Origin of the sequence: Variovorax sp. CCNWLW186, assembly GCF_037203865.1 — a bacterium.
Classification (GTDB): Bacteria; Pseudomonadota; Gammaproteobacteria; order Burkholderiales; family Burkholderiaceae_C; genus Variovorax.
The window spans coordinates 45187-69958 of record NZ_JBBCBO010000005.1 but is presented as its reverse complement, the minus strand read 5'-3'; the positions used below and the strand labels follow the sequence as shown (position 1 = coordinate 69958).

The following is a 24772-nucleotide window of genomic DNA, read 5'->3' as shown; positions in this document are numbered from 1 at the left end:
ACCCGCAATATGCAAGATCGATGCCGCCGCCCTACCCGGGCCGAACCCTTACTTTTTGGCGTCGCGCAACTCGCGCCGCAGGATCTTTCCTACAGGCGTCTTCGGCATGTCGGTGCGGAACTCCACGATCCTCGGCTGCTTGTAACCCGTTAGATTTGCTTTGCAGTATTCGCGAACCTGCGCTTCGGTCAGCGAAGGGTCCTTCTTGACGATCACGAGCTTGACGGCCTCGCCGGTCTTCTCGTCGACGATGCCGACCGCGGCGCATTCGAGCACGCCCGGAATCTGCGCCACCACGTCTTCGACCTCGTTCGGGTACACGTTGAAGCCCGACACCAGGATCATGTCCTTCTTGCGGTCGACCACCTTGAAGTAGCCGCGCTCGTCGACCATGCCGATGTCGCCGGTCTTGAAGTAGCCGTCGGCCGTCATGACCTTGGCGGTTTCGTCGGGGCGCTGCCAGTAGCCTGCCATGACCTGCGGGCCCTTGATCGCGATTTCGCCGGGCTGGCCCGGCGGCACTTCGCGGCCTTCGTCATCGAGCAGCTTGAGCCAGGTGCTCGGCAGCGGCAGGCCGATGGTGCCGGTGTAGGCCTTGCTGTCGGTCGGATTGCAGGTGGCCGAGGGCGAGGTTTCTGAAAGGCCATAACCTTCGCAAATGGGGCAGCCGGTTTTCTCGAGCCAGAGCTTCGCCACGGCGGCCTGAACGGCCATGCCGCCGCCCACCGAGACCTTGAGGTTCTTCCAGTTGACGCTGTTGAAGTCAGGATGGTTGGCCAGTCCGTTGAACAGCGTGTTGACCGCCGGGAAGGTGTGGATCGTGTGCTTTGAGAGTTCCTTGAGCACGCCCGCCAGGTCGCGCGGGTTGGGAATGAGGATGAGCTTGCCGCCCGTTCGCATGCTCAGCATCATGCCCACCGTAAAGGCGAAGATGTGATACAGCGGCAGCGCGCAAACGCCCGTGGGCTGCTCGCCGGCCGGCACCTGCGCCATGGCGGGCTCGTTCCAGGCTTCGGACTGCAGCACGTTCGCGATCACGTTGCGGTGCAGCAGCACCGCGCCCTTCGACACGCCCGTGGTGCCGCCGGTGTACTGCAGCACGGCCACGTCGTCCGGGCCGATGACCGGCACTTGGAGCGTGCGGCTCGCGCCCTGGTCGAGCGCATCGTTGAAGCGCACTGCGCCCGGCAGGCTGAACTGGGGCACCAGCTTCTTGACGTTGCGCACCACGTAGTTGACCAGCGCGCCCTTCAGAAAACCGAGCCGGTCGCCCATGGCCGCCAGCACGATGTGCTTGATGGGCGTGGCCGCGATGCACTGCTGCAGCGTGGTGCCGAAGTTTTCCATGATGACGATCGCCTTCGCGCCCGAATCCTTGAGCTGGTGCTCGAGTTCGCGCGGCGTGTACAGCGGGTTCACGTTCACCAGGATGAGGCCGGCGCGCAGAATGGCCGCCACCGCAATCGGATACTGCGGGCAGTTGGGCATCATGACCGCAACGCGGTCGCCCTTGGCCAGTGCCAGGCCTTGCAGGTAAGCCGCGAAGGCCCTGCTGAGCTTGTCGGTCTCCCCGTAGCTCACGTCCTTGCCCATGAAGCTGTAGGCCGTGCGGTCGGCGTACTTGGTAAAGCTCTCTTCCATGAGCGCCACCAGCGACGGGTACTGGGAAGGATCGATATCGGCAGGCACGCCTTGCGGGTAGCTGCCGAGCCAGGGACGATCGGTCATGGATGTGTCTCCTCCAAAAATCGAGTATTTGAAAAACGAAAACGGCGCACTTGATGGCGCCGCGATGATCGGGCCCGCGCTGCGCGGGCGCGGAACCTTTGGCCTATTCGATGGCCTTGCCCATATCTTCCACTACTTTTTTCGCATCGCCAAAGACCATCATCGTTTTGTCCATGTAGAAGAGCTCGTTGTCCAGGCCGGCATAGCCCGCCGCCATCGAGCGCTTGTTCACGATCACGGTCTTGGCCTTGTAGGCCTCCAGGATAGGCATGCCGTAGATCGGGCTGCCCTTGGTGTGCGCGGCGGGGTTCACCACATCGTTGGCGCCCAGGATGATGGCCACGTCGGCCTGGCCGAATTCGCCGTTGATGTCTTCCATCTCGAACACCTGGTCGTAAGGCACTTCGGCCTCGGCCAGCAGCACGTTCATGTGGCCTGGCATGCGGCCCGCCACCGGGTGAATGGCGTACTTCACGGTAATGCCCTTGTCGGTGAGCTTTTGCGCCAGTTCCTTCACTGCATGCTGCGCACGTGCCACCGCCAGGCCGTAGCCCGGCACGATGACCACCGTCTCGGCATTGCCGAGCACAAAGGCCGCGTCGTCGGCGCTGCCGCTCTTGACCGGCCGCTGCTCCTTCGCGCCGCCCGTGGCCGCAGCCGTGTCGCCGCCGAAGCCGCCCAGGATCACGTTGAAGAACGAGCGGTTCATGGCCTTGCACATGATGTAGCTCAGGATCGCGCCCGAAGAGCCCACCAGCGAACCGGCCACGATCAGCATCGCGTTGTTCAGGCTGAAGCCGATGCCCGCCGCCGCCCAGCCGGAGTAGCTGTTGAGCATCGACACCACCACCGGCATGTCGGCGCCGCCGATCGGGATGATGATGAGCACGCCCATCACGAAGGCCAGCGCCAGCATCGCGAAAAACGCGGGCCAGCTCTCGGTGAACATGAACACCAGGCCCAGGCCGATGGTGGCCACGCCGAGCACCAGGTTCAGCATGTGCTGGCCGGCAAACTGCACCGGCGCGCCCTGGAACAGGCGGAACTTGTACTTGCCCGACAGCTTGCCGAAGGCGATGACCGAGCCGCTGAAGGTGATGGCGCCGATGGCCGCGCCCAGGAACAGCTCGAGCCGGTTGCCCGCAGGAATCATCTCGCCCTTGGGCGTGATGTTGAAGGCGTAGGGCTCGGCCACGGCCGCCACCGCGATGAACACCGCGGCCAGGCCGATCATGCTGTGCATGAAGGCGACCAGCTCGGGCATCTTGGTCATCTCGACCTTGTTGGCCATGTAGGCACCCAGGCCGCCGCCCAGCACCAGCGCAACCAGCACGTAGCCCAGGCCGGTGAGATTGCCGCCCGCCAGCTTGTAGATGAGCGCACCGGTCGTCAGCACGGCAATGGCCATGCCGGTCATGCCGAAGATGTTGCCGCGGATCGAGGTGGTGGGATGGGAGAGGCCCTTCAGGGCCTGGATGAAGCAGATGCTGGCAACGAGGTACAGCAGCGTGACGAGATTCATGCTCACTTGGCGACTCCCTCTTCAGCCTTGGGTGCGGCCTTCTTTTCTTTCTTCTTGAACATCTCGAGCATGCGCCGCGTGACGAGGAAGCCGCCGAAGACGTTCACCGCGGCAAGCGCCACCGCCAGCACGCCCATGGTCTTGCCCAGGCCGGTTTCGGTGAGCGCCGCCGCGAGCATGGCGCCCACGATCACGATGGCCGAGATCGCGTTGGTCACCGCCATGAGCGGCGTGTGCAGCGCGGGCGTCACCGTCCACACCACGTGGTAGCCCACGTAGATGGCCAGCACGAAGATGATCAGGTTGATGACTGTGTGGGAAACGATGTCCATGGGTTCTTCTCCTCGTTCGAACGCTGGGGGGCCGCTTACTTCTTCGTGACCTGGCCGTCGTGCGCAACGCGGCAGGCGGCGACGATGTCGTCCTCGAGGTCGATCTTGAGCGCGCCCTCCTTGGTGACGATGAGCTTGAGGAAGTCCAGCACGTTGCGCGCATAGAGCGCCGACGCATCGGCCGCCACCAGCGCAGGAAGATTGGTTTCGCCCACGATGGTCACGCCGTGCTTCACCACCGTGCGGTCGGCCTCCGACAGCGGGCAGTTGCCGCCCACGCCGTCCGGACCCTTGCCGGCGGCGATGTCGACGATCACCGAGCCCGGCTTCATGGACTTGACCATGTCCTCGGTGATGAGCGTGGGTGCCGCGCGCCCGGGAATGAGCGCGGTGCTGATGACGATGTCTGCCAACGCCACGCGCTTGGCCACCTCGACCTGCTGGCGCGCGAGCCAGCTCGCGGGCATGGGCTTGGCATAGCCGCCGACGCCCACTGCGGCTTCCTTCTCTTCGTCGGTGTCGTAGGACACCTCGATGAACTTGCCGCCGAGCGATTCGATCTGCTCCTTCACGCTCGGGCGCACGTCGGAAGCCTCGATGACCGCGCCCAGGCGCTTGGCGGTGGCAATCGCCTGCAGGCCGGCCACGCCCACGCCCAGGATGACCACGCGCGCCGCCTTCACGGTGCCGGCGGCGGTCATCAGCATGGGGAAGAAGCGCTGGTATTTGTCGGCCGCCATGATCACGGCCTTGTAGCCCGCAATGTTGGCCTGCGAGCTGAGCACGTCCATGCTCTGGGCCCGGGTGGTGCGCGGCGCGGCTTCGAGCGCAAAGGCGGTGAGCCCGGCCGTGGCCAGCCGCTGGAGGCCCGCGGCGTCGAACGGGTTCAGCATGCCGATGACGACGGTGCCCGGCTTCATCAGCGCGGCTTCGGCGTCGTTCGGCGAGCGCACCTTGAGCACCATGTCGGCCCCGAAGGCGCCCGCCACGTCGGTGATTTCAGCGCCGGCCGCAATGTAGGCGGCATCGGTGACGCTGGCTGCAACGCCGGCTCCGGACTGCACGCGAATGGTGTGCCCCGCAGTGACAAGTTTCTTCACCGTCTCGGGTGTAACGGCCACACGGGTTTCGCCGGCCGTCGTTTCGGCAGGCACGCCTATCAGCATAGAGATCTCCTCAGGGCAAGGGCAACACGGAACGCGGGCAGAGCTTACAGCAAGATTACGGCCATCACTGTCGCCTGAATCGCAGTATCTATTGGCTCTTGATGACCGTGATCATTGCGTTTGTAGCTACATAAATGCTAGCGGCGCCGCGCTCTGGAAACCTCGCCGCCCGTTTGCGCCGCTCGTCGGCGTGACGGCACTGCTGTTTTTTGGGCAGGTCTCGCGCCTGCCGAATCGCCTGCGGCCCGCACGGCAAAGCGAAAGGCGCGGCCAGCCACTCAAAGCCCCGATATGTTTTCAATTGTTCTCAACTGCTCCCAGTTTGCTGGGAAAGAGTCCAATAACGTGCATTAATTGGACGCAACCTTTATTACCCCAGACGCAGATAGATACACTTCTTTCTCGACAGCACTCAGAGGCTGGCATGGTCGGCAGAAGGGGATGGAATGCGTATTGCAGTACTTGATCACGAGCCTGATCAGCTTCAACTGATCAACCAGGCAATGGCGGGGTTCGGGCACGAATGCCACCCCTACACCGAAGGACGAACACTGCTGCAGGCCCTGCGCCGGCAAACCTTCGATCTGCTGATCCTCGATTGGGGGCTGCCCGACATCCGGGGCATCGACGTGGTGAAGGCCGTGCGCAACGAGCTCAAGAGCCGCCTGCCTATTCTTTTCGTCAATGCCCAACGCGACGACCCCGACGTGGTCGAAGGGCTCAATGCCGGCGCCGACGACTTCATGGCCAACCCCGACCGCGCCAGGGAACTCGAAGCCCGCGTCAACGCCCTGCTGCGCCGCTCGTACCCCGCCCAGCACGAAGCCGAACTGGTGTTCGGCGACTATCACTTCTATCCGCCCTCGCGCATCCTCAAGGTCAAGGGCGTGCAGGTCGACCTGAAGAACCGCGAGTACGAACTGGCCCTGTTCCTGTTCCAGAACCTGGGCCGCCTGCTGTCGCGCGAATACCTGCATGAGGCGGTGTGGGGACTTGGCGTGGAAGCGCTCTCGCGTTCGCTAGACACCCATATCTCGCGCCTGCGAACCAAGCTGGCCTTGCGCCCGTCGAGCGGATTCCTGCTGCTGGCCATCTACGGCATGGGCTATCGGCTGGAAACCGTCGAGCCGAACACCCGTTCCAGCAGTCTCGCCCGGTAGGCCGCCAACGGTTTGCCGTGCCGTATCGGCGGTGCGGGTAGCGTCGGATCTAACCGGCGGGGAATCTCCGCGGGGATACTGTCTCCAACCGCTTCATTCCACCGCCGCACCAGAAATGAAGCCAATGCACCCCACAACCCGGCTGCTGCTGACCGCTGCAGTGCTTTGGAGCCTTCTCGTCGGTGCCGCGGCTGCGCAGGACGTGGAGGCCAGCGACATGGTGCAGGGCGGCATGCAGGCCATCCAGATGATCGACCAGGGCAAGGCCGAGGAACTCTGGTCCGGCGCCACCCAGGCCACCCGAAAACGCGTGACCCGCACCGACTTTCTGGCCAAGCTTTCCAAGAGCCGTTCGCCGCTCGGTGCGCCTTTGCAGCGAACCTGGGTCGCAGTCAACCGACAGGCCGTGGCCGACCCGGACACCGACACGGCCGGCCAATATGTCAGCATCGAGTACGAGACCCGTTTCAGCAACAAGCCGGATGGCACCGTGCGCGAACTCGTGAGCTTTCACCTGGATCGCGATCGCATCTGGCGCTTCAGCAGCTACGTGCTGCGCTAGAAAAACCATTGCAATGACGACTCCGCGCTGGAAACCCAATGTCACCGTGGCCGCGGTGATCGAGCAGAACGGCCGCTTTCTGCTGGTCGAGGAACAGACGGCCCAAGGCCTCCGGCTCAACACGCCGGCCGGGCACCTCGACCCCGGCGAGTCGCCCGTCGAAGGCTGCGCCCGCGAAACGCTGGAAGAAACCGCTCACGCCTTCACGCCCACCGCGCTGATCGGCATCTACATGGCGCGCTCGAGCCACCGCACCGGCAGCAAGGAAGACGTGACCTACATGCGCTTTGCCTTTGCCGGGACGCTCGGTGCGGAAGAAGCCGGCCGGCCGCTGGACGAAGGCATTGTCCGCACCGTGTGGATGAGCGCCGATGAAATCCGCGCCAGCGTGCCGCGCCACCGCAGCCCGCTGCTCTTGCAGTGCGTCGAAGACTATCTGGCCGGCAAGCGGTATCCGCTCGATCTGATCCACGTGGACGAATCGGTGCGCTGACAAACGGCGCTGCGCACTGCGGCAGGCGAATCAGACGATGACGCCGCCCCCGAGGCAGCGCTCGCCATCGTAGAGCACCGCCGATTGGCCGGGCGTGACGGCCCACTGCGGTTCGCCGAAGCGCAGGCTGAAGACCGCTTCGGTACCGGCATCTTCCGTTCCGCTCAGTTCGCAGGCTGCATCGGCCTGGCGGTAGCGCGCCTTGGAGCCGTAGCTGCCCGGCGCGGGCGCCTCGCCGGAAACCCAGCTCGCATCGCCCGCCGTGAGCGCGGAAGACAGCAGCCAGGGATGGTCATGGCCCTGCACCACCCAGAGCGTGTTCTTCTCGACGTCCTTGCGCGCCACGAACCACGGCGAGTGGTCGCCCGATCCGCGCTGCGCGCCCTTGTCCTTGACGCCGCCGATGCCCAGCCCCTGCCGCTGGCCCAGCGTGTAGAAGCTCAGGCCCTGGTGCTCTCCGAGCTTGCGTCCGCGGTCGTCCTTGATCGGCCCCGGCTCCTTGGAGATGTAGCGGTTCAGGAACTCGCGGAACGGCCGCTCGCCGATGAAGCAGATGCCGGTCGAATCCTTCTTTTTCGCGTTGGGCAGGCCGATCTCTTCCGCAATGCGGCGCACTTCGGTCTTGTGCAGTTCGCCCACCGGGAACAGCGTTTTCGACAGCTGCGCCTGATTGAGCCGGTGCAAAAAGTAGCTCTGGTCCTTGGACGGGTCGAGCCCCTTGAGCAGTTCGTGCTTGCCCGTGGCCTCGTTCAGGCGCACGCGCGCGTAGTGGCCGGTGGCGATCTTCTCGGCGCCCAGGCGCATCGCATGGTCGAGAAAGGCCTTGAACTTGATTTCGGCATTGCACAGCACGTCGGGGTTGGGCGTGCGGCCGGCCTTGTATTCGCGCAGGAACTCGGCGAAGACGCGGTCCTTGTAGTCGGCAGCGAAATTGACGTGCTCGATCTCGATGCCCAGCACGTCGGCCACGCTGGCGGCGTCCACGAAGTCGATGTTCGACGAGCAGTATTCGCTGTCGTCGTCGTCTTCCCAGTTCTTCATGAAGATGCCGACCACCTCGTGCCCCTGCTTCTTGAGCAGGTGCGCCGTCACGGCGGAATCGACTCCGCCGCTCAGTCCCACCACGATCCGTTGCTTTTCCATAAGCCCGCCATTGTCCCAGCCCCGCGCCCGGGGCGGCGGCGTGGGGGAAATCAGCCCTGGCTGCGCAAGCCGGCCAGCAACTCGTACGAGCGCAGCCGCGCCACGTGGTCGAACACCTGCGAGGTGATCATCAGCTCGTCGGCGCCGGTGCGCTCGATGAAGGCCTGTACGCCTTCGCGCACCATGGCGGGCGACCCCACGGCCGAGCACGACAGCACCGAATCGAGCAGCGCGTTCTCCGCCGGGCCCACCTTCTGCCGGTAGTTCTCGACAGGCGGCGGCAGGCGCCCCGGCCGGCCGCTGCGCAGGTTCACGAAGGCCTGCTGCCATGAGGTGGCGCGGAACTCGGCCTCTTCGTCGGTGTCGGCCACGAACACGTTGAAGCCCAGCATCACGTACGGCTTCTGCAACTGGGCCGAGGGCTTGAAGGTCTCGCGGTAGATCTGGATTGCCTGCATGAGCTGCTGCGGGGCGAAGTGCGAGGCAAACGCATAGGGCAGGCCCAGGTGCGCGGCCAGCTGGGCGCCGAAGGTGCTCGAGCCCAGAATCCACACCGGCACCTCGAGCCCCGCGCCGGGCACCGCGCGCACCGGCTGCTGCGGTTCCTTGGACATGAAATCCATCAGCTCGACCACGTCCTGCGGAAACCGGTCGGCGTCGGACTCGAGATTGCGGCGCAGCGCACGCGCGGTGCGCTGGTCGGAGCCGGGCGCGCGGCCCAGGCCAAGATCGATGCGCCCCGGGTACAGCGACTCCAGCGTGCCGAACTGCTCGGCAATCACCAGCGGCGAATGGTTGGGCAGCATCACGCCGCCGGCGCCGATGCGGATGGTCGAGGTGCCCGCGCCGATGTACGACAGCAGCACCGCGGTCGCGGCGCTCGCAATACCCGGCATGCCGTGGTGCTCCGCCAGCCAGTAGCGCGTGTAGCCCAGCTTTTCGCCGTGCTGCGCGAGCGAGAGCGAGTTGCGGAACGACTGCGCGGCGTCGCTGCCCTCGGTGATCGGGGAGAGGTCGAGGATCGAGAACGGAATCATGGGCGCCATCATGGCGCGAACCGCTCAACGCCGCCGCGGCGGGGCTATTCGGTTTGGTATAGCGTCGAAACGCTCGCAAAATCCCGCCCGTTCTGCTCCACGTCCACCTGGAACGGCACGCTCTCGCCCGGCGCAATGGCCGGCAGGTTCTGCACCTGCCTGAAGCCGGTGAGCTGCCCGTTGCGGTCGCGCAGACTCACCCACAGGCGCACCTTGCCGACCACGTTGTTGCCCGGGTTCTTCACCGTGCCCGTGACCTCCACGCTCTTGTAAGTGAAGCGCTGGCTGAAGTTGAGCAGCACGCTGCCCGTCTCGGCCTTGGTGCCCGTGACCTGCACCTCCAGCGGTGCGCGCGGGCCCGGCAGCGCGGCGCGGCGCATCGGCTTCCACTCGACACGGGTCTGGGTGATGCGCTCCACGGCGTTCGGCTCCAGCAATATGGGAAACCGCTCGCCCGGGTACAGGTAGGCCAGCCCCGCAATGGCGGTGGTGCCGTCGGCCTTGCTGCCGCCAAAGCGCGAGATCACGCCGCCCGGCGCCACCACCACCGCGTCGGCGCTTCGGTTCACCAGCTCGGTCAGGAACAGCGGCCGCTGGATGTTGCTGCGCCCCGCCACCAGCGGCAGCAGTTCCAGCTGATTCGCATCGAAGCGCTCGCTGTCCTCGGCCAGCAGGTCTTCGGTGCTCAGGCGCAGGTCGGGATTGAAGCTTTCCGGCGCTCCCGCGGCGCGCACCAGCCGCTCGGCGTTGAGTACTGCGGTGCGCGAGCCGCCGGCATCGACGGTGTTGTAGCCGATGCGGTAGTCCCAGGCCGCAATGGCCGCCGCACGGCCGAAGCGGGCAATGCTCAGGTCCACCGAGGTCTGCGCGCCGGGCTTGAGCTCGTTGGCTTGCGCATAGCCGTGGCCGAAGCCGATCACCTGCCCCGCGTCGTCGTACAGCGTGGCCAGCACGTCGATGCCGGAGAGCATGGCCGCATCCTTGCGCGCGTTGACGATGCGCCCCACCAGCCGCACCCGCTCGGCCTGCTGCACCAGCCGAACGCGCGCAAAGGTCATGCGCTCTCCTTGCACAGCCTTGTAGGGTTCGGCCAGCTTCTGCACGGTCAGTTCCTGGCGCGTGACGTTCTTGCCGCTCGGCATGTCGATCAGCGCCGGCACGCTCTCGCCCGGCTCGAGCACGGAAACCGGCAACGTCTCGGTGCGCTCTTCAACGCGGTTGTCGCCGTCGTAGTACACGGCCTTGATGCCGGCGCGTGCGAGCGGCTTGCCCGTGTCGTTGCGCGCCACCACCAGCAGCTTGGGCACGGCCGAGCTGCCGCCGCCCACCAGCACCTGGCGCGGCTCGCCGAGCTTCAGGCCGTCCGTCGGAATGGTTCTATCAACCGGCGGCGCAACCGCGGGCCGTGCCGCGGAGGCATATGTCGATGGCCGCGGGCCGGACAGCATTCCGATCACCGCGCTCACCAGCAATACAACCGCCACAACGGCCATGCCGATGCCGGCATTGCGCAGCATGGCCTTGCGCCGCTGCGCCTCGTCGGCCGCGAGCCGGCGCCCGGCCTCGTTCTTGACCTGTTCGAGCACACGGTCGAGCCGGTCGGAAACGTTGTCCTCCACCAGTGTCACCGAGCCGCAGTGCTGGCAGGCGTACTGGTTCAGGCCGGTGCGCTTGAGCGCGCTGCTGCCGCATTCGCCGCACTTGAGCGTCTGGAGATCGATGGTCATGACGCGCTTTCGATGTTGATGTTGTTCTTCTTGTGCTCCGAGGCGGCCAGCCACGCGGCAAGCCCGTCGCGGCGGATGCACTCGGCCAGCGCGAGCTGCAGCTGCGCACCTTCGTGCAGGTCTTGTTCGGTGGTTTCATAGTGCATCTGGTAGAGCGCATCGCCCTCTGCTTCGCCCATGCCGTGCAGCGCGGCAACGCGGCCGGCCAGGTCGGAGGTCTCCTGCGGCTTGAGGCGCGTGAAGGCCTGCCGCAGATCGGGCAGATGCGCCACAAAGGCTTCGGCGTCCCAGCCCTGCACCAGGCCGTCGAGGCCTTCGAGCAGCGCGGGCAGGCGCAGCAGCAGTTCAGGCGCCGCGGCCATCACCCCGTTGAGAAAACGCACCGCTTCGCGCGGCTCTGCGCCCGCGCCGAAGCGCTGGCGCACCACGGTGTCGAGCGCGTTCTCGTCCCAGTGCCCGTCGAGGTAAAGCAGGGCCGAAGCGGCGCCGGCCACGGCGGGCGCGGCCGAGGCACCGGTCGCGAAGCGTTCGAGCTGCATTCGCAGCAGATCGAGGTCGATGGCACCGTCGCCGGCTTCCCCCAGTTCGGCTTGCAGCGAGGCCAGCAGGCGCCCAAGCTCGCGCAGTGAAAGCAGTTGCTTCACCGCGCCCGCCTCACCCTCTTCGGGGCAACCGCCCACATCGGGCAGCAGGAACAGCGCCGCGGGCCACACCCGCTCCAGCAGGCTGCGCAGCTGCGGATGCTGTTGCACGCCTAGCGGCTCCCGCGCACGCCAGAGCGTGACGAGCCGGTGCCCGCACTCGACCACCGAGCCGAGCGAGGCATCTTCGTCGAGGTGCGTGGACAGCATCGACAGCAGCTGGGGAAGGCGCGACTGCAGACCGACCAGGCAGGCGCGCATCAACAGCGCCACGGCCGCGCTCGCGCTGCGGCCGCGGCCCTGGTCGGAAAGCGCGGCTTCTTCCTTGCGCAGCTTGGCCATGCAGACGGCCTCCACGCTTGCGCCTTCGGCCGCCAACTCGATGAGCCGGGCCTCCACCAGCGGCGACCAGGCGGCGCGCCACTCTTCGAACAGCAGGTGCAAGCGGCTGTTGCCAAGAAAATCCGGCCCCGCGAGCCAGGTGCCGAGCCCCGCGTCGAGGTACGCCATGGCATGGAAGAAGCGGCTGCGCTCGCGGTGCGAAGGCTTGCGATAAAGGTCCAGCCGCGCCACGCGCGCGGTGCTGTCGTCCAGCCGCACGCCGGCCTGGCGGGCGAGCCTGCGCGCATCCTCGATCAGCGGAGGCGAGCCTGCCGAAGGCGGCACGTCGCCGATGCGCGTGCCGCTCAGAAAGGCGCGCAGGTCGGCGGTAAAGCCGCGCGTGCCTTCGTCGACGGCGCCCTTGATGAAGCAGGAGCGGATCGCATCGAGCAGGTCCTGCCGGCCGGGACCGGCATTGCCGCGCAGCGCCGCAAGCCGCATGGCCTGCGCGGCGGCGGCCTGCACGAGCGCGGTGGACACCGCATCGGCATGGTCCTGCGCGCGGGTCTGGCGCGCAAAGCGGGTGAGGCTGTCGAGCGCCACCGCGGCAAACGGGTCGGCGTCGCCGGCTTCAAGGCGCTCCCACACCTGCTGGTAGTAGCCGGGTGATGGCATGCCCGAGGCATAGCCGTTGAGCGCGTCGAGCCGCTCGAAGCTGTAGCGGATCAGCCATGCGTTGTCTGGTGCGTCCTTGCCGGAGGGCACCCTCGAGGGCTTGGCCTTCTGCCACTGATTGACCAGCTCGAGCGTGTGGAAGCCGCCGGTGACGACCACGATCGGCCCCTCGACCTCGTTGCGCCAGCGGCGGATGTGCGCCGCCATGTGGCGCTCCCGCGGCAGGCTCAGCTCGGCCTCGAGCACCTCGGGCTCGTAGTCGAGCCGCGCCATCGCGCACCAGCTGAACACGTCCGAAAAGAAGGCGCGCCAGTCGCCGAGAGCGGCCGACGTGCGCAGTTCGAACAGCCGGTCCCACAGCTCCTGGTGGTCGACGCAGCCGAGCTGGGCGGCCATGGCGTTCAGGTAGCGGCTGTGTGCGAAATGGCGCTCTTCCATAAGGCTGCGCGCTGCGTCGCGTGCATCGCCCTCACCCTGGTCGCCTTCCTCGCGTTCGTCGCGATGCCAGGCCTTGTCGCTCCAGGGAAGATCGATCAGCCCCAGGCGTGCGCCGAGCGCCGCGCCTTCGCGCACGGCAATCCACTCGGGGCTGTAGTCGCAGAACGGAAAGAACGACGCACGCGATTCCGTGCGCGTCTTCTCTTCCGAATCGGGGTCGTCGACCGGCACCTGCCGGGTGCTCTGGCACAGCCATGCAACGGGAGTCGCGGTCTGCGCGTGCTGCAGCAGCGGCAGCAGGGCGTTCAGGTCGTCCGGTCCTTCGATCAGCACAGCCGCCGGCCTGATCTCGCGCAGCAGCGCCCTCAATGCGAATGCGCAGGCCGGGCTGTGGTGCCTCACGGGCACGAAGAACACGCCCTCGCCATCCTCGCCGAACAGCCGGCCGCGCGCGGCTTCCAGCGCCGCAGGCAGAACGCTGCCGGCTTCCGCAGCTACTGCCACAGCGCGCGCGCCGCGTCGTGAAAGGTCTTCCATTGCGCGTCGCGCTTGCCGCGTTCGCGCACCACCGTGTCGAAGTAGTGGCGCACGCGCTTCACATCGTCGGTGCTGTCCTTCAGAACCACCCCTTGCAGCTGGCCCGCGATCTCGCGCGCAGTGAGCTGGCCGCCGTTGAAATGGCGCGCCTGCAGGGCCGCCGCATAAGCCACGTTCACGGCCTCCGCGGTGGACATGACGGCATCGAGGCCCTTGATGGCGGTGCCATCCTGCGTCTGGCCCGAGCGCAGTTCCTGGAAGGTGGTGACCAGCAGCGCCACCACGTCGCGCGGCACATCGACCGGCGATTCGCCGCCGCCGTCGAGTTCGCGCTTCAACTGGGCCATCACCAGCTCGACCTCGAACGAATGGTCGCGGATGGGCTTTACCGTTTCGAAGTTGAAGCGGCGCTTGAGCGCGGACGACATCTCGTGCACGCCGCGGTCGCGCAGGTTGGCCGTGGCAATGATGTTGAAGCCGCGCTGTGCATAGAGCCGGGCATCGTCGCCCAGCTCCGGAATCATGAGCTGCTTGTCGCTCATCAGCGAAATCAGCACGTCCTGGATCTCGGGCGGGCAGCGCGTGATTTCCTCGAAGCGCACCAGCTTGCCCGCGCGCATGGCCTGGTAGAGCGGAGAAGGCACCAGCGCGCGCTGGCTCGGCCCCTCGGCCAGCAGCAGCGCGTAGTTCCAGCTGTACTTGATGTGGTCTTCGGTGGTGCCGGCCGTGCCCTGCACCGTGAGCCCCGAATCGCCGCTGATGGCGGCCGCGAGCAGTTCCGAGAGCAGCGACTTGGCGGTGCCCGGCTCGCCCACCAGCATCAGGCCCTGGTGGCCCATGAGCGTGACGATGGCGCGGTCCACCAGCGGATCGTCGCCGTAGAACTTGCGGCTCACCTGCAGCTTTTCGTCGCCGAGGATGAAGCGCCGCACCGCGCGCGGCGAGAGCTTCCATCCGGTGGGCCGCGCATCGGTATCGGCCGCATGCAGGCGCGCAAGCTCGTCCGCATAGCGCGCCTCCGGGGCCAGGCGCACGGCCTGCGTTGCAGGGGAAGAAGACGGTGATGTGCCGGTGCTCATGATGGTGTTGCTGCTGGTTGCTTCTGTAGGTCGGCGTGGGTGATCGTAGCCGCTGGTGCGGTGGCGATCGAGGCGCGCAGCGCAGCGCGCAGGCCTTCCACGTCTCCCGCCTTGACCTGGCGCACGCCCGCAAGACCTGCAAGGCCGCAGGCGGTCGAGGCCACGACCGGCACATGGGCCGCCAGTGCGCGGAGGAGCGCGCGCGGCGCATGCTCGACATGGGCTGGCAGCACGACCACGCAAGCGCCGCGGAGCCAGTCGCCGCCGCGCCACTCCATATGGTCGACGCGGTCGATGCCGCGCCACATTTGCGTGTCTCCCGAGGGCGAGCCCAGCACGCGCAGGCGGCAGGGCCAACCCTGAAGCGCGGCAGCCAGTTCGCGCGCGCCCTTGCGGGCAAGCGAACTCGCGGCAAACACGATCAGCGGCGGTTCATCGCTCGTAGCAACAGGTTGTGCGTTGGATTGCACGGCCGGTTGCACCCAGTCGAGCCGCACCACCGAGGCCTGCGGTGCAGCAAGGGACAGGTGGTCCGCGGTTTCCGCATGCGGCGTAACCAACGCCGCCGCCCGCGCCAACGCGGCACCCTCGGCCCGCACCAGCGCGGGCGCGGCGCGAAAGTCGCGCAGCGTGGCGTCTTCGGGCCATTGCCGTGCGGCCGCATCGAGCCGCCGTTCGATCTCCGCCATCGGCAAGGCGCCGGCCAGCACCGTGATGCGGCGGCCGTCGAGTGCGCCGGTCTGCTGAAGGTGCGGGAGGAAGGCCTGGTCCACCACCAGTTGCGTGTGTTCGGGTTTCAGGCGCGCGCCAAAGGCCAGCGCCAGCCAGCGCTGGCCGTCGACCACGCTGGCCTGCCGCCGGCCTGCGTGGCGCGCCCAGAGCCGCTGCCACAGTGCGCGGCGCAGGCTCGTCCACCAAGGGCGGATCGCCGCGGAGCCGTCCGGCCGAAGGGCGGCTGGCAGCGGCCGCCAGAATGCGAGCCGCATCGGCACCGGCTGCATGCGGTCTGCACCGGCATGGTGTGCGTCCAGGTAGCGCGCAAATTCGGGTGTGACGGCGTCGAGCAGCACGGCCGTGCGCCCTTGCTGTGCAACCAGGGGCGGTGGCCGATGGCGAAAGCAATCCGTCTGCTCGCAACTCAGGCAGCCGCGCGCCATCGGCAGCGCCTGGCTGGCGCCCTCCCGCACCACCCTCGGCATGCCGGGCGGCGCCACCGGCACCGCCAGGGGCGAACGCGCACGAATGCGCAGCACCAGCTCGGTGGCGGTCAGCTCCACCTCGAGCCGCCAGTCATGCCTGGCGCGCACCTTCAGGTCGACGTAGTTCCAGAACACCGTTGCGTCGACTGCATCGTCCGCGGCTTCGGCCGCCTGCTCGACCCGCGCCGTATGGCCATGCCGCTCCACGAGCTCAAGGCCCGCACGCGCCGCGGCGGTGGCAAGCGCGTTCGACAGCTGGCAAAGGCCGCCGGCCAGCGTAGGGACCACGCAACCCGCACGCAGCTCCCGGCCCGCCACGAAGCCGCGCCCTGCGCCCGGCCGGCCCAGCTGGCGCCAGAAGCTCAGCACCTCGCCGGCCGGCACCTCGACAGCGTCGAAAGCGCGGCGCGCCACGCGCAGGTTCTGCACCTTGCCGGCCACCAGAGGGAATTCGTCATCGCGGCCGTCGGACCAGAGCGCGGTGCGGTACTGCGCCAGCACGGGCGCATCGGCCAGGGCCTGAGTGCCGCCAGGCCAACGCCGTGCCGAGGGCCGCAGCGCCTCGCGCAATGCATGAGCCGTAGCCAGCAGCCTGGAGCGCAGCCAGAAATCGACAGCGTCGATGCGGCGCGGCGGCTGCCAGGCTTCGGCGCTCACACCGAGGGGCCTCGCTTGCGCCACTGGCCCAGGTCGGCTTCGATGCGCTGGCTGACGTCGCCGTTCCAGCGGGCCTCGAAACCGGCCGCGCACAACAGCTCGACGATGCGGTGGCCGATGGCGACGGTGTTGGCCTCGCGCTGTTCGATCTCCGGGATCATGCCGCCGCTGAACGCCAGGTGCATGCGGCCGGTGCGCACCGCAGAGTCCAGGTCCTGCGAGTGATAGAAGCAGCAGCCGCGAATGCCCGATTCCAGGCGCCCCGCGGCGCGCCACTGTTCGCGCACATCGTCATGGCCGTCGGACAGCGTGTTGCCGGCGCGGTGCAGGGCAATGATCTTTTCGCTGCGCAACTGGGCGAACACGGCTTCGAGGCGGTCGTACTCCGTCTGCTCGGGCCACCGGGCCTCGTCGGCACGCTTGGCGGCGCAGATGCGCGCGGCCTCGGCCTTGACCCAGGCGCGGTCCTCGCCCGTGAGCTCGTCCGGGTCGAGATACTCGTCGGTGATCAGCCACTCGACGTCGGCATCGGGATAAAAGCCGCACCACACGAGCTCGTGGATGCGTGCGCGCGTATCTTCAGGGTCGAGTGTGAGGGCCATGCGTGTCTGGATTGCCGCTGCCTACCAGGGCATCTTCTTTTCCCAGCCCGCATCGAACCCGGCGCAGGCCTGGGCAATGGCCAGGTAATCGGCATAGGCCTCGGCCAGCAGCACCGGCGGCACGCTCGACAGCGGCAGCGCACGGTCGCTGTAGCCGCGGGTCTTCATGTCCTCGAAGCCCAGTGTCTTGAGCGCTGCGGGCACGTTTTCCTCCGGCAGGGTATTGCCCGAGAACTCGATGGCCACGCGCACGCCGGCCGACGAGAATTCCTTGGTGTACTGATAGAAGAAGCCGCCGTCCTCGGCCTGCGCGCGCTGATAACCGAGCTTGGCAAAGCTGCCGCGCAGCGTGAAGGTGTCGCTGATCCAGCCCAGCCGGTCGTTGATCTCGCTCACCGGCTGGCCCTTGTCGTCGGTGAACGCAACGGCCGGCGGCTTGCGCGTCATCTGGGCGAAGAGCGGCACCAGCTTGTAGTCCTTGAAGTGCTTGTTCCACGCGGCGGCCGTGGCCTCATCGACCAGCGAGGCATGGCCCAGGCGCAGCTGGCTGTCGGCCGCGAGCTCGACCTCGTCGTCCTGCGTGTCGATCAGGCTGCCGTCCTCGGTAGGGCGGAAGCTGCCGCGCACCGCGCCTTCCGCGTCCAGCTCGAGCCACACGAGCCGCTGTATCAGCCGCCCGGCAATCGGGTGCCGGTGCAGGTATTCGCGCCACTCGCCCTGCGGCCAGACACGGCCCGTGCACATGGCCTCGAACAGCCGCGCGGTCTGCAGGTCGATGACCTGCTTGAGCTCTTTCTTGCTGGTCGAGAACTGCGCCTTCGCGTCCTTGATGAGCGCGGGGTCGTCGTTCTGGCGCGGCTCGGGCAGCGCCTTGACGACCTTGCCTTCGGGGTTGCGCAGTTCGGGCTTCATCGCGGCGTCGAGCACCATGGTGAAGATGCGGTCGCCGTACGCGAGTTCGAGCTTGCCGGTGTCGTCCAGGCCCGCGGTGGGAATGGTGCGGTCGGCGAGCTGGTCCTGCGTCCAGCTGTTGCGGTCGGCAATCTGCTGCACCAGCGCGCGCGCCTTCTCCTGGACCGAGGCCGTGCGGTAACGGCGCGATAGGCCCAGCAGCAGCTGGATCACCACCGGATCGTTGCCCGGCGCCACGCCTTCGAGCATGGCTTCGATCTGCGAACGACGCTGGTAGTGGTCGCGCATGTACTGCTGCAGCAGCGTGACGACCTCGTGCCCCGGCGTGTGGGCCGTCAGGGCGAGGATGCCTTTTTCGCCGATCGCGCTGCCGAGGTATTCGCTCATCTTCTCGCGCTTGCACTCTTCGAAGACCTGATCCTGCGTCTTCTGGAAGTCGGCTTCGTAGTACTGCTTGTGCTCGGCCTTCGCGTTCTGGTAGCGCTGCTGGTTGCCCTGGTAGCGCTGCGGCGCGTTGGCGTTGGCATGCGCAATGCCTTCGTCGAGCGTGGGGTGGCGCGTGTCGTGCGCAATGAACTGGCGCAGCACCAAACTGCCGACGGCCTGGCGACTGGCTGCGTCGAGCAGGCCGAGGTAGCGCGTGAGCAGCGCGTTGCCGCCCGGCTCCTTGAGCTTGCAGGCGAGCACCACCCACCAGCGCACGATTTCGGGTTCTACCGGGCTGCCGTCCAGCCATTTGCAGGCGGGCAGTGCGTCGAGGGAGAACCACGCAAGGCCCGCCGGAGGCTTGGCCTTCAGGCCCTTCTTCGCCTCGGCCAGAAGAATCGCAGGTGCAAGGCGCGCGGAGATGTCGTCCCCCAGCGCCTCGAGCGCCGTGAGGTAGGCCGCCCGCACGGTCTCGCGGGTTTCCTTTTCGAGCGCCTTGGTGATCGCGGGCACGGCATCGGCGTACTTGAGCTCGGCCAGCCAGTTGGCGGCCTCGATGCGCACCTCGCTCTTCGTAGAGCCGAGCGACTCGACCACACGACGGCCGATATCGGGCAGCATCGACAGCGCCTTCTGCGCGGCGGCACGGTGCGTCTTGCCTTCGCCGAGCGCCAGCTCCATCACGCGCGGCAGCCAGCGTGCCTGCACGGTCGGAAAGATGGCCAGTGTGCGCAGCGTGGCGTTCAGGTCGAGCTGGGTCTGGCGGCCTTCGCGCTTTGGCGGCGCGACAAGGCCCAGGCCTTCGTCGATGTACTCGGGGTGCTCCGCGAAGAAGGGCCACACGCGGTCGGCGGGCAGCACCTCGACCGCGGTGGGCTGGTTCCAATACTGGTAGAGCGCGGTGTGGGCCACATCGTCGATCGGCATGCCGGAGCGCTGGAGCAACTCGGCCAGCGCGCGCAGGTCGACCGAGCCCACGGGCTGGCGGGCGAGCCACTTGTGAAAGCCGTCGTCGAACCAGAAGCTGCTCCAGTGGCGCGACACGGCCAGCCAGCGGATCAGGTGCGGCATGCCGAACCCGGGCATTGCCTGCAGGCGATTGCCGAAGCCCACCACCTGGTGCAGCTGGCCATTCTTCACGCGGTTCTGGTCGTGCTTGCTGCCCTGCCCGTTGAGCACGCGCACGGCCACGCGCATGTCCTCGTCGGTGAGCTTCTTGTGGGCGGCGTAGTTGTCCTGGCGCCACTTGTACCTGTAGGTCTGCTTGGAGGCCTTGTTCTCCTCGATCTCGGCCTCGGCCGCGAGGCGGTTCTTCTCGAGCAGCTCGAGTCGGTTGGCAATGAGCAGTTGCACCGCCTCTTCGCCGAGCGGAATGTCCTCGAAGGGCTGCCAGGCCGGCGGCTCGGGCAATTCGAGCTCGCCCGCATCGCCCGCCGCGTCGAGCCGCGACATGGCCGAGCGGATGGCCTGCTGCACGGCCTTGCTGGTTTCGGTCTCGGCGGCCGCGGCAAGCAGCGCGCGCGCCGCGTCGCCCGGCAAGCGAGCAAGCAGCTCGGCGGCCTGCGTGCGCTGGGTGGTGTCGCCGTCTTTCAGCAGCTGCCCGAGGAGTTCGAGCCGCTGCGCCTCGGCAATGCCCTCAAGGTGCGGCGTCGCCTCGGCGCGCACTGTCTTGCTGCCGTCGATGGCCAGGCGCACGAAGAGCGGTGCAAAGTCGTTCAAGAGCGCCTTTTCCTTGCCGATGCGCCTGGCCAGCAGAACGCGGCCCGCGGCCGACAGCTTCGCGGGCAATGCCTCGGTGGCCTCGCGCTGGCTGCGCATGTAGTCGGCCACGGCAGGGGCGTCGACCAGGCCGTCGAGCCGGTCGTGGTACCAGCTGTCCAGGCCCTTGCGCTCGAAGACCTCTTGCAGCGCGAGGTGCGGGTCGAGCCCTTCGTGCGCGAGCAGGGCGGCAATGAGATGCACGTTCCACGCGGGCCGGTGCTTGGCAAGATCGCGGTCGGCGGCGTTGCTGGAGCCGCTCTTGTTGAAGCTCGCGAACACCGCGTCGTTGACGAGGTACTGAAGCCACTCCGGCACCGGCGCGCCGGGATGCTCGAGCGATTGCCCGCCGTCGGCCGCCGCAAGCAGCTTGCCCAGCCGCACCAGCACATCGAGCGGGGGCGCACCGGCATTCACGCTGGCGTAGAAGCGGCCGCGCTGCTCGAGGCTCTGGTTGCCGATCTTCTCCAGCGGCTTGTTCTGGTAGTTGCTGTAGCCCCAGCGCAGGCGGCCGGGGGCTCCGAGCAGTTGCCCGGGCTCGAAGGACCTGGCAGCCTGCAGATCGAGCAGCACGGTTTCCTGCGTGCCGTCGACGAGGAATGCGGCGGCCTTGTCGGGCAGCTCCTTGCCTGCTTTTTCGAGCGGCTCGAAGGCCTGCTTCAACAGCTGCGCCTGCTCGCGCGTCAGGCCGTTGGCGGCTGCGGGGCCGGCGCCGCCCGTGACGGCGCCCAAGATCTTGTCCAGAAATCCCATGCGTTCTCCTCGTTCTCCTGGGGGCTGATTTTGGCAGTTGGACGTGACGCTTTGGCCAACTCGCGGCCTGCGGAAGCAACCGAAGCCAAAGGTTCTAAGCCGGCTGCGCTTTTCTTTGCTCCGGCAAACCGTCGAGTTCACCAAGCAACTGGCACAGAAAGCCCAGCTTCAGCAACGGCACCGCGGCGGGCGCGGCAAGGTGCGCGCGCAGCGCACTCGACAGCACCTCCAGGCCGACCGAACCCGCGCGGTCGAGTGCATCGTGCAGGCGCTGCCGCTGCGCCACGGTCAACGCCATGCGCCCCGTGGCGGCCTGCGTCTCGGCCACCTCGGTCACGGGCGCGAGCAGGCGCGCCGCCAGCGTGGGCGAACCCACGGGCGCCGCCTGCCGTTGCTGCTGCCGCGCCTCGAACATGCGCAGGATCCGGTTGGCCAGCGACGTGGTGCGCGCGGCCTCGTCGGCAAAGTCGAGCGACACGGCCTGCAACGCCTTCTTCGCATTGCTGCTCAGCACGGCAATGGGCATGAGTTCGGTGCTCGCGGCGGAGCGCTCGATGCGCACCAGCACCCCGTGCACCGGCGCGCGGCGCGCGGTGAGACGGTCGAGGTTGTCGACGCGCTGCCGGTGCTCCGGACCGACTGGAATGCCAAGCCGCAGCCATTGGCCCGCGTCGTCCTGCACCAGCCAGTCGAGGCGCTGCTGTGCTTCGTCGAGCACCGGCGGACGCGTATCGGAAGGCCGCAGCAGCACTGCATCGAAAGGCTCGGCCGCGAGGCCGGTGGCGCCGCGCAGGCGCTCGCCGAGTTCGGACCAGTTGCCGCAGCCGATCGACTTCAGCCGCGGATCGTCGGCCGCCCACGCGGGCAGGGGCTGCGCTCGCGTGGCGCCGCTGACCGCCAGGCGGCCGTGTTCGGCGAGGCGAGGTTGCTCGAGGCGCAGGGCGGCTTCGCACACGCTTTGCGCGGCGCCCGCGCCGGACCACAGCGCGTTGGCGGACCATGCGCCGCTGCGCGTGAAGGCCGTGTCGCTGCCGTCGGGCCGGGCCAGCGACGCCTGCAGCACGCGCGCACCGGCCAGGTCCCAGAACGCCACGGTGAGCCCGCGCGCGCCGCCGCGCGTCTGCCACCAGTGGGCACCGAGCGGCAGCAGGTCGAGGGCGGCCGATTCGTCGAAGTCGCGCTTGAGCCGGCCGCGCAATGCCACGGCGAGCTCGCCCTCGGCCCGCGCAAGCGCCGCGCACAGCGCATGGATGCGCGCCATGAGCGCGAAGGCGTCGCGCTCCTCGGCGCGGTGGTCGCGCCGCACCAGCAGGTCGACCGTGCCGCCAAGGTTGCGCAACAAGGCCGCCAGGCGCGGCAAGCCCTCGCCGCGCGCCGACATGTTGAGTGCCAGGAGGCGCGCCGACGTCAGCTCGCTCACATGCGAGAGGCCGCCCGTGAGCAGTTCTTCCAACATCGATTCGACCTGCAGCAGGAACGCACGCTCCCGCTCGCCGAGGCGCGCGGTGTCTTCGACCGGCGCGGGCCGCGCGCCCTCGGGCCATGCGAGGGGCTGCGCGTGCGCGCTGCGCAGCGCCGCAATGGCGACCAGGTGCACCGCCTTGCGCTCCGCGGCAGGTACCTCGGACACCATGCCCGCATAGCCTGCACCCGCCACCCATCGGCATGAGGCGCCGAGCTCGGGCAAGTCCATGACGAGGGTGCCGCCCTGCACCCGCCATTCGACGACGCTGCTGGCAGCCGCTGCGGCGCGCCGCACGGCCGCCGCGCCCGCGGCCTTGAAGAGTGCCGCGGCATCGAGCGCGAGGATTTCCGCGAGCGGGTCGGCAACGGGCGGCGCCTGTCTGTCTTCCTGCTCGGGCGAGGGCGCTCCGGCTGCGATGCCCGAAGCCGCCGGCTCCAACGCCCGCAGCCACAGCGCCGCGCCGAGTATGTGCTTGCAGATGCCCGGAGCCGGACAGTCGCAGCGCGCCTGCTGCGGGCCGCGCGCATCGAGCTGCACGCGCTGGCCGTCGGCCGCCACCACGCCGCTCTCCGCGCCCTCGCCGCCCTGCTCCGCCCATGCGACCTTGCCCGCCTCCACATCCTTTGCGGCGCGCCGCAGCAGGCCGGGGTTGGCGAGCGTGGCCAGCGTGTCGTCGTCGTAGGCGCGGTAGCCGTCGTACCAGTCCATCAGTTCATCACTTCCGCGAGCCACTGCGCAAAATGCGTAGGCGTAAGGGCCGCCACGTGCATGCCCTTGTCGGCCAGGCGCTGCGCCATTTGCCTGTCGTACACCGGGTTGGCCGATTCGTCGAGCGCGGCCAGCCCGAGCAGCTTGACGCGCGCCTGTGCCATGCGTTGCACAGCGGCCAGGAGCGGTCCGGGCGCGGCGCCTTCCATGAAGTCGCTGATGAGCGCGAACACGGTGCGCTGCGGGTTGCCCACCAGCGACTCGCAATACGCCACCGCACGGCCGATGTCGGTGCCGCCGCCGAGCTGCACCGTGAGCAGCACCTCGACGGGATCGTGCGCCAGGTGGGTGAGGTCGACCACGCTGGTGTCGAACACCACCAGCTTCACACGCACCGCGGGCAGCGAGCTCATGATGCCGGCAATGACGGCGCTGTAGATCACCGAATCCATCATCGAGCCGCTCTGGTCGACGCAAAGCACCACGTCCCAGGGAAGGTTGCGCTTCACGCGCGCGTTGAAGCGCGGATGCTCGATGACGAGTTGCTTGCGCTCCACGTCGTAGTGCTTCAGGTTGGCCGCGATGGTGGCGCGCGCATCGAAGTTCTGCGCACTCTTGATGTGCGAGCGCCGCATGCGGTTGCGCCGGCCGACCAGCGCGTTGACGAAGTCGTTCCTGAGCTTGCGCGTGATCTCGTCGACGGTCTTCTGGATCACCTCGCGCACCGCGTCGCGCATCTGGCCCGACAGCCGTCCGCGCATGCCGAGCAGCGCCTTGGCAAGGCCGGGCGTGGCGTCGAGCGAGCGCAGCACCGCCGGGTCGGAAAGCAGGTCGGTCAGTTGGTAGCGATCGATTGCCTGCGTCTGCATGCGCTCGAACACCTCTTGCGGAAAGAGACTGCGCGAGCGGTTGAGCCAGTCGACCGCGCGCAACTGGCTCGGGTCGAGCGAGCCCGGGCCGCCGCTGGATCTGGCGAGGCCGCGGCCTTCGTATTCGCGGCCGTAGAGGTATTCCAGGGCCTGGTCGAGCTTCCAGTCGCCCGCCGAGAACTGCGTCTGCGACAGGGGTTGCGCCGCATAGCGGCCGAGGATCAGGCGCCAGCGGCGCAGGGTTTCTTCGGACGACATGCGCAATGCATTCGCAAGGACAGGTGGAAGGAACGGTCAGGGAAGAGAGGAGCGCAGGCAGCTTATCAGACGGCCAAGTACGCCAAGGCAGAAAAGAAAAAGCCGGCCCATGCTTTCGCATGGCCGGCTTCTGGAGCAGACGCTCGCCGAGGATTACAGCGGCAGCGAGTCGCCGCGAGCAGCAGCGCGGGCTGCGGCACGCACCGTGGCGCGGTCCACCGTGCTGGCGACGATGGGTGCGACGCCGGCGGAAGCGCCTTCGGCATACGGATCGGCGCTGCGGGCGGCTGCAACGGCGTCGGCACGGACTGCATCGCGGCTGGTCGACGAGACGAACACCTGAGCCGGGCCTGCGTTGGCGCCGGTGGCGTAGGGGTTGGCGCTGTGCGCGGCAACCACGGCCTGGCTGGCGACTTCGGCGCGGCTGGCGGCCGAGGTCAGTTGATGCACGCCTTCATAGGTTTCGGCGTGGGCGGCACCGGCAACGGCCATGAGGGCAACAGCAACGGCGGAGAGGATCTTCGAGGCGTTCATTTTGATTTCCTTCAATTCAGTTCAGTTTTGACTTTGGATGATTTCGAACCGGTCTTGGGTGGGTCACCGT

Annotated in this window: 18 protein-coding genes; 3 read left to right on the top strand and 15 right to left on the bottom strand. The window is 67.8% G+C overall.

Annotation, left to right across the window (positions count from 1 at the left end):
• Positions 1-48 precede the first annotated feature (48 nt).
• From V9K97_RS08080 to V9K97_RS08065, 4 genes are all read right to left on the bottom strand, one after another.
• Positions 49-1728, bottom strand: coding sequence for a long-chain-fatty-acid--CoA ligase (locus V9K97_RS08080; protein WP_337317423.1), 1680 nt, complete (start codon positions 1726-1728; stop codon positions 49-51).
• 103 nt (positions 1729-1831) lie between these two features.
• Positions 1832-3256: an NAD(P)(+) transhydrogenase (Re/Si-specific) subunit beta gene (locus V9K97_RS08075; protein ID WP_337317422.1), complete on the bottom strand. Its 1425-nt coding sequence runs from the start codon at positions 3254-3256 to the stop codon at positions 1832-1834.
• Positions 3253-3582 (bottom strand): NAD(P) transhydrogenase subunit alpha, encoded by a 330-nt coding sequence (locus V9K97_RS08070; protein ID WP_126748827.1) that lies wholly within the window; start codon positions 3580-3582, stop codon positions 3253-3255. The genes V9K97_RS08075 and V9K97_RS08070 overlap by 4 nt, the downstream gene beginning before the upstream one ends.
• A 35-nt stretch (positions 3583-3617) precedes the next feature.
• Complete coding sequence (locus tag V9K97_RS08065; RefSeq protein ID WP_337317420.1) at positions 3618-4748, bottom strand: Re/Si-specific NAD(P)(+) transhydrogenase subunit alpha; 1131 nt, start codon at positions 4746-4748, stop codon at positions 3618-3620.
• Between the two features lie 446 nt (positions 4749-5194).
• On the opposite strand from V9K97_RS08065, the gene V9K97_RS08060 reads away from it, so the two are divergent.
• The 3 genes from V9K97_RS08060 to V9K97_RS08050 all read left to right on the top strand — a co-directional run bounded on the left by V9K97_RS08060 (position 5195) and on the right by V9K97_RS08050 (position 6963).
• Complete coding sequence (locus V9K97_RS08060; protein WP_258503624.1) at positions 5195-5908, top strand: response regulator transcription factor; 714 nt, start codon at positions 5195-5197, stop codon at positions 5906-5908.
• 124 nt (positions 5909-6032) lie between these two features.
• On the top strand, positions 6033-6470 hold the full coding sequence (locus tag V9K97_RS08055; protein ID WP_337317419.1) for a DUF4019 domain-containing protein: 438 nt from the start codon (positions 6033-6035) through the stop codon (positions 6468-6470).
• Positions 6471-6483: 13 nt separating this feature from the next.
• Complete coding sequence (locus V9K97_RS08050) at positions 6484-6963, top strand: NUDIX hydrolase (protein ID WP_337296509.1); 480 nt, start codon at positions 6484-6486, stop codon at positions 6961-6963.
• 30 nt (positions 6964-6993) lie between these two features.
• On the opposite strand, the gene mnmA is transcribed toward V9K97_RS08050, so the two are convergent.
• From mnmA to V9K97_RS07995, 11 genes are all read right to left on the bottom strand, one after another.
• Positions 6994-8106: a tRNA 2-thiouridine(34) synthase MnmA gene (gene mnmA / locus V9K97_RS08045; RefSeq protein WP_337317417.1), complete on the bottom strand. Its 1113-nt coding sequence runs from the start codon at positions 8104-8106 to the stop codon at positions 6994-6996.
• A gap of 50 nt (positions 8107-8156) precedes the next feature.
• Positions 8157-9143, bottom strand: a complete 987-nt coding sequence (locus V9K97_RS08040; protein WP_337317595.1) for an LLM class flavin-dependent oxidoreductase — start codon at positions 9141-9143, stop codon at positions 8157-8159.
• A gap of 44 nt (positions 9144-9187) precedes the next feature.
• Complete coding sequence (locus tag V9K97_RS08035) at positions 9188-10870, bottom strand: FxLYD domain-containing protein (protein ID WP_337317416.1); 1683 nt, start codon at positions 10868-10870, stop codon at positions 9188-9190.
• On the bottom strand, positions 10867-13449 hold the full coding sequence (locus V9K97_RS08030; protein ID WP_337317414.1) for a DUF5682 family protein: 2583 nt from the start codon (positions 13447-13449) through the stop codon (positions 10867-10869). The genes V9K97_RS08035 and V9K97_RS08030 overlap by 4 nt, the downstream gene beginning before the upstream one ends.
• Complete coding sequence (locus V9K97_RS08025; protein ID WP_337317413.1) at positions 13440-14561, bottom strand: ATP-binding protein; 1122 nt, start codon at positions 14559-14561, stop codon at positions 13440-13442. Before V9K97_RS08025 ends, V9K97_RS08030 begins: the two co-directional genes overlap by 10 nt.
• On the bottom strand, positions 14558-16417 hold the full coding sequence (locus V9K97_RS08020) for a VanW family protein (RefSeq protein WP_337317411.1): 1860 nt from the start codon (positions 16415-16417) through the stop codon (positions 14558-14560). Before V9K97_RS08020 ends, V9K97_RS08025 begins: the two co-directional genes overlap by 4 nt.
• Positions 16414-17019, bottom strand: coding sequence for a DUF6891 domain-containing protein (locus tag V9K97_RS08015; RefSeq protein ID WP_337296514.1), 606 nt, complete (start codon positions 17017-17019; stop codon positions 16414-16416). The genes V9K97_RS08020 and V9K97_RS08015 overlap by 4 nt, the downstream gene beginning before the upstream one ends.
• Before the next feature lie 21 nt (positions 17020-17040).
• Complete coding sequence (locus tag V9K97_RS08010; RefSeq protein ID WP_337317410.1) at positions 17041-20868, bottom strand: DUF4132 domain-containing protein; 3828 nt, start codon at positions 20866-20868, stop codon at positions 17041-17043.
• Between the two features lie 94 nt (positions 20869-20962).
• On the bottom strand, positions 20963-23065 hold the full coding sequence (locus tag V9K97_RS08005) for an SWIM zinc finger family protein (RefSeq protein WP_337317408.1): 2103 nt from the start codon (positions 23063-23065) through the stop codon (positions 20963-20965).
• Positions 23041-24168, bottom strand: coding sequence for a VWA domain-containing protein (locus V9K97_RS08000; RefSeq protein ID WP_258503608.1), 1128 nt, complete (start codon positions 24166-24168; stop codon positions 23041-23043). Before V9K97_RS08000 ends, V9K97_RS08005 begins: the two co-directional genes overlap by 25 nt.
• A gap of 153 nt (positions 24169-24321) precedes the next feature.
• Entirely contained in the window at positions 24322-24702 is a 381-nt protein-coding gene (locus V9K97_RS07995) for a helicase SNF2 (RefSeq protein WP_126748835.1), read from the bottom strand.
• Positions 24703-24772: the final 70 nt, after the last annotated feature.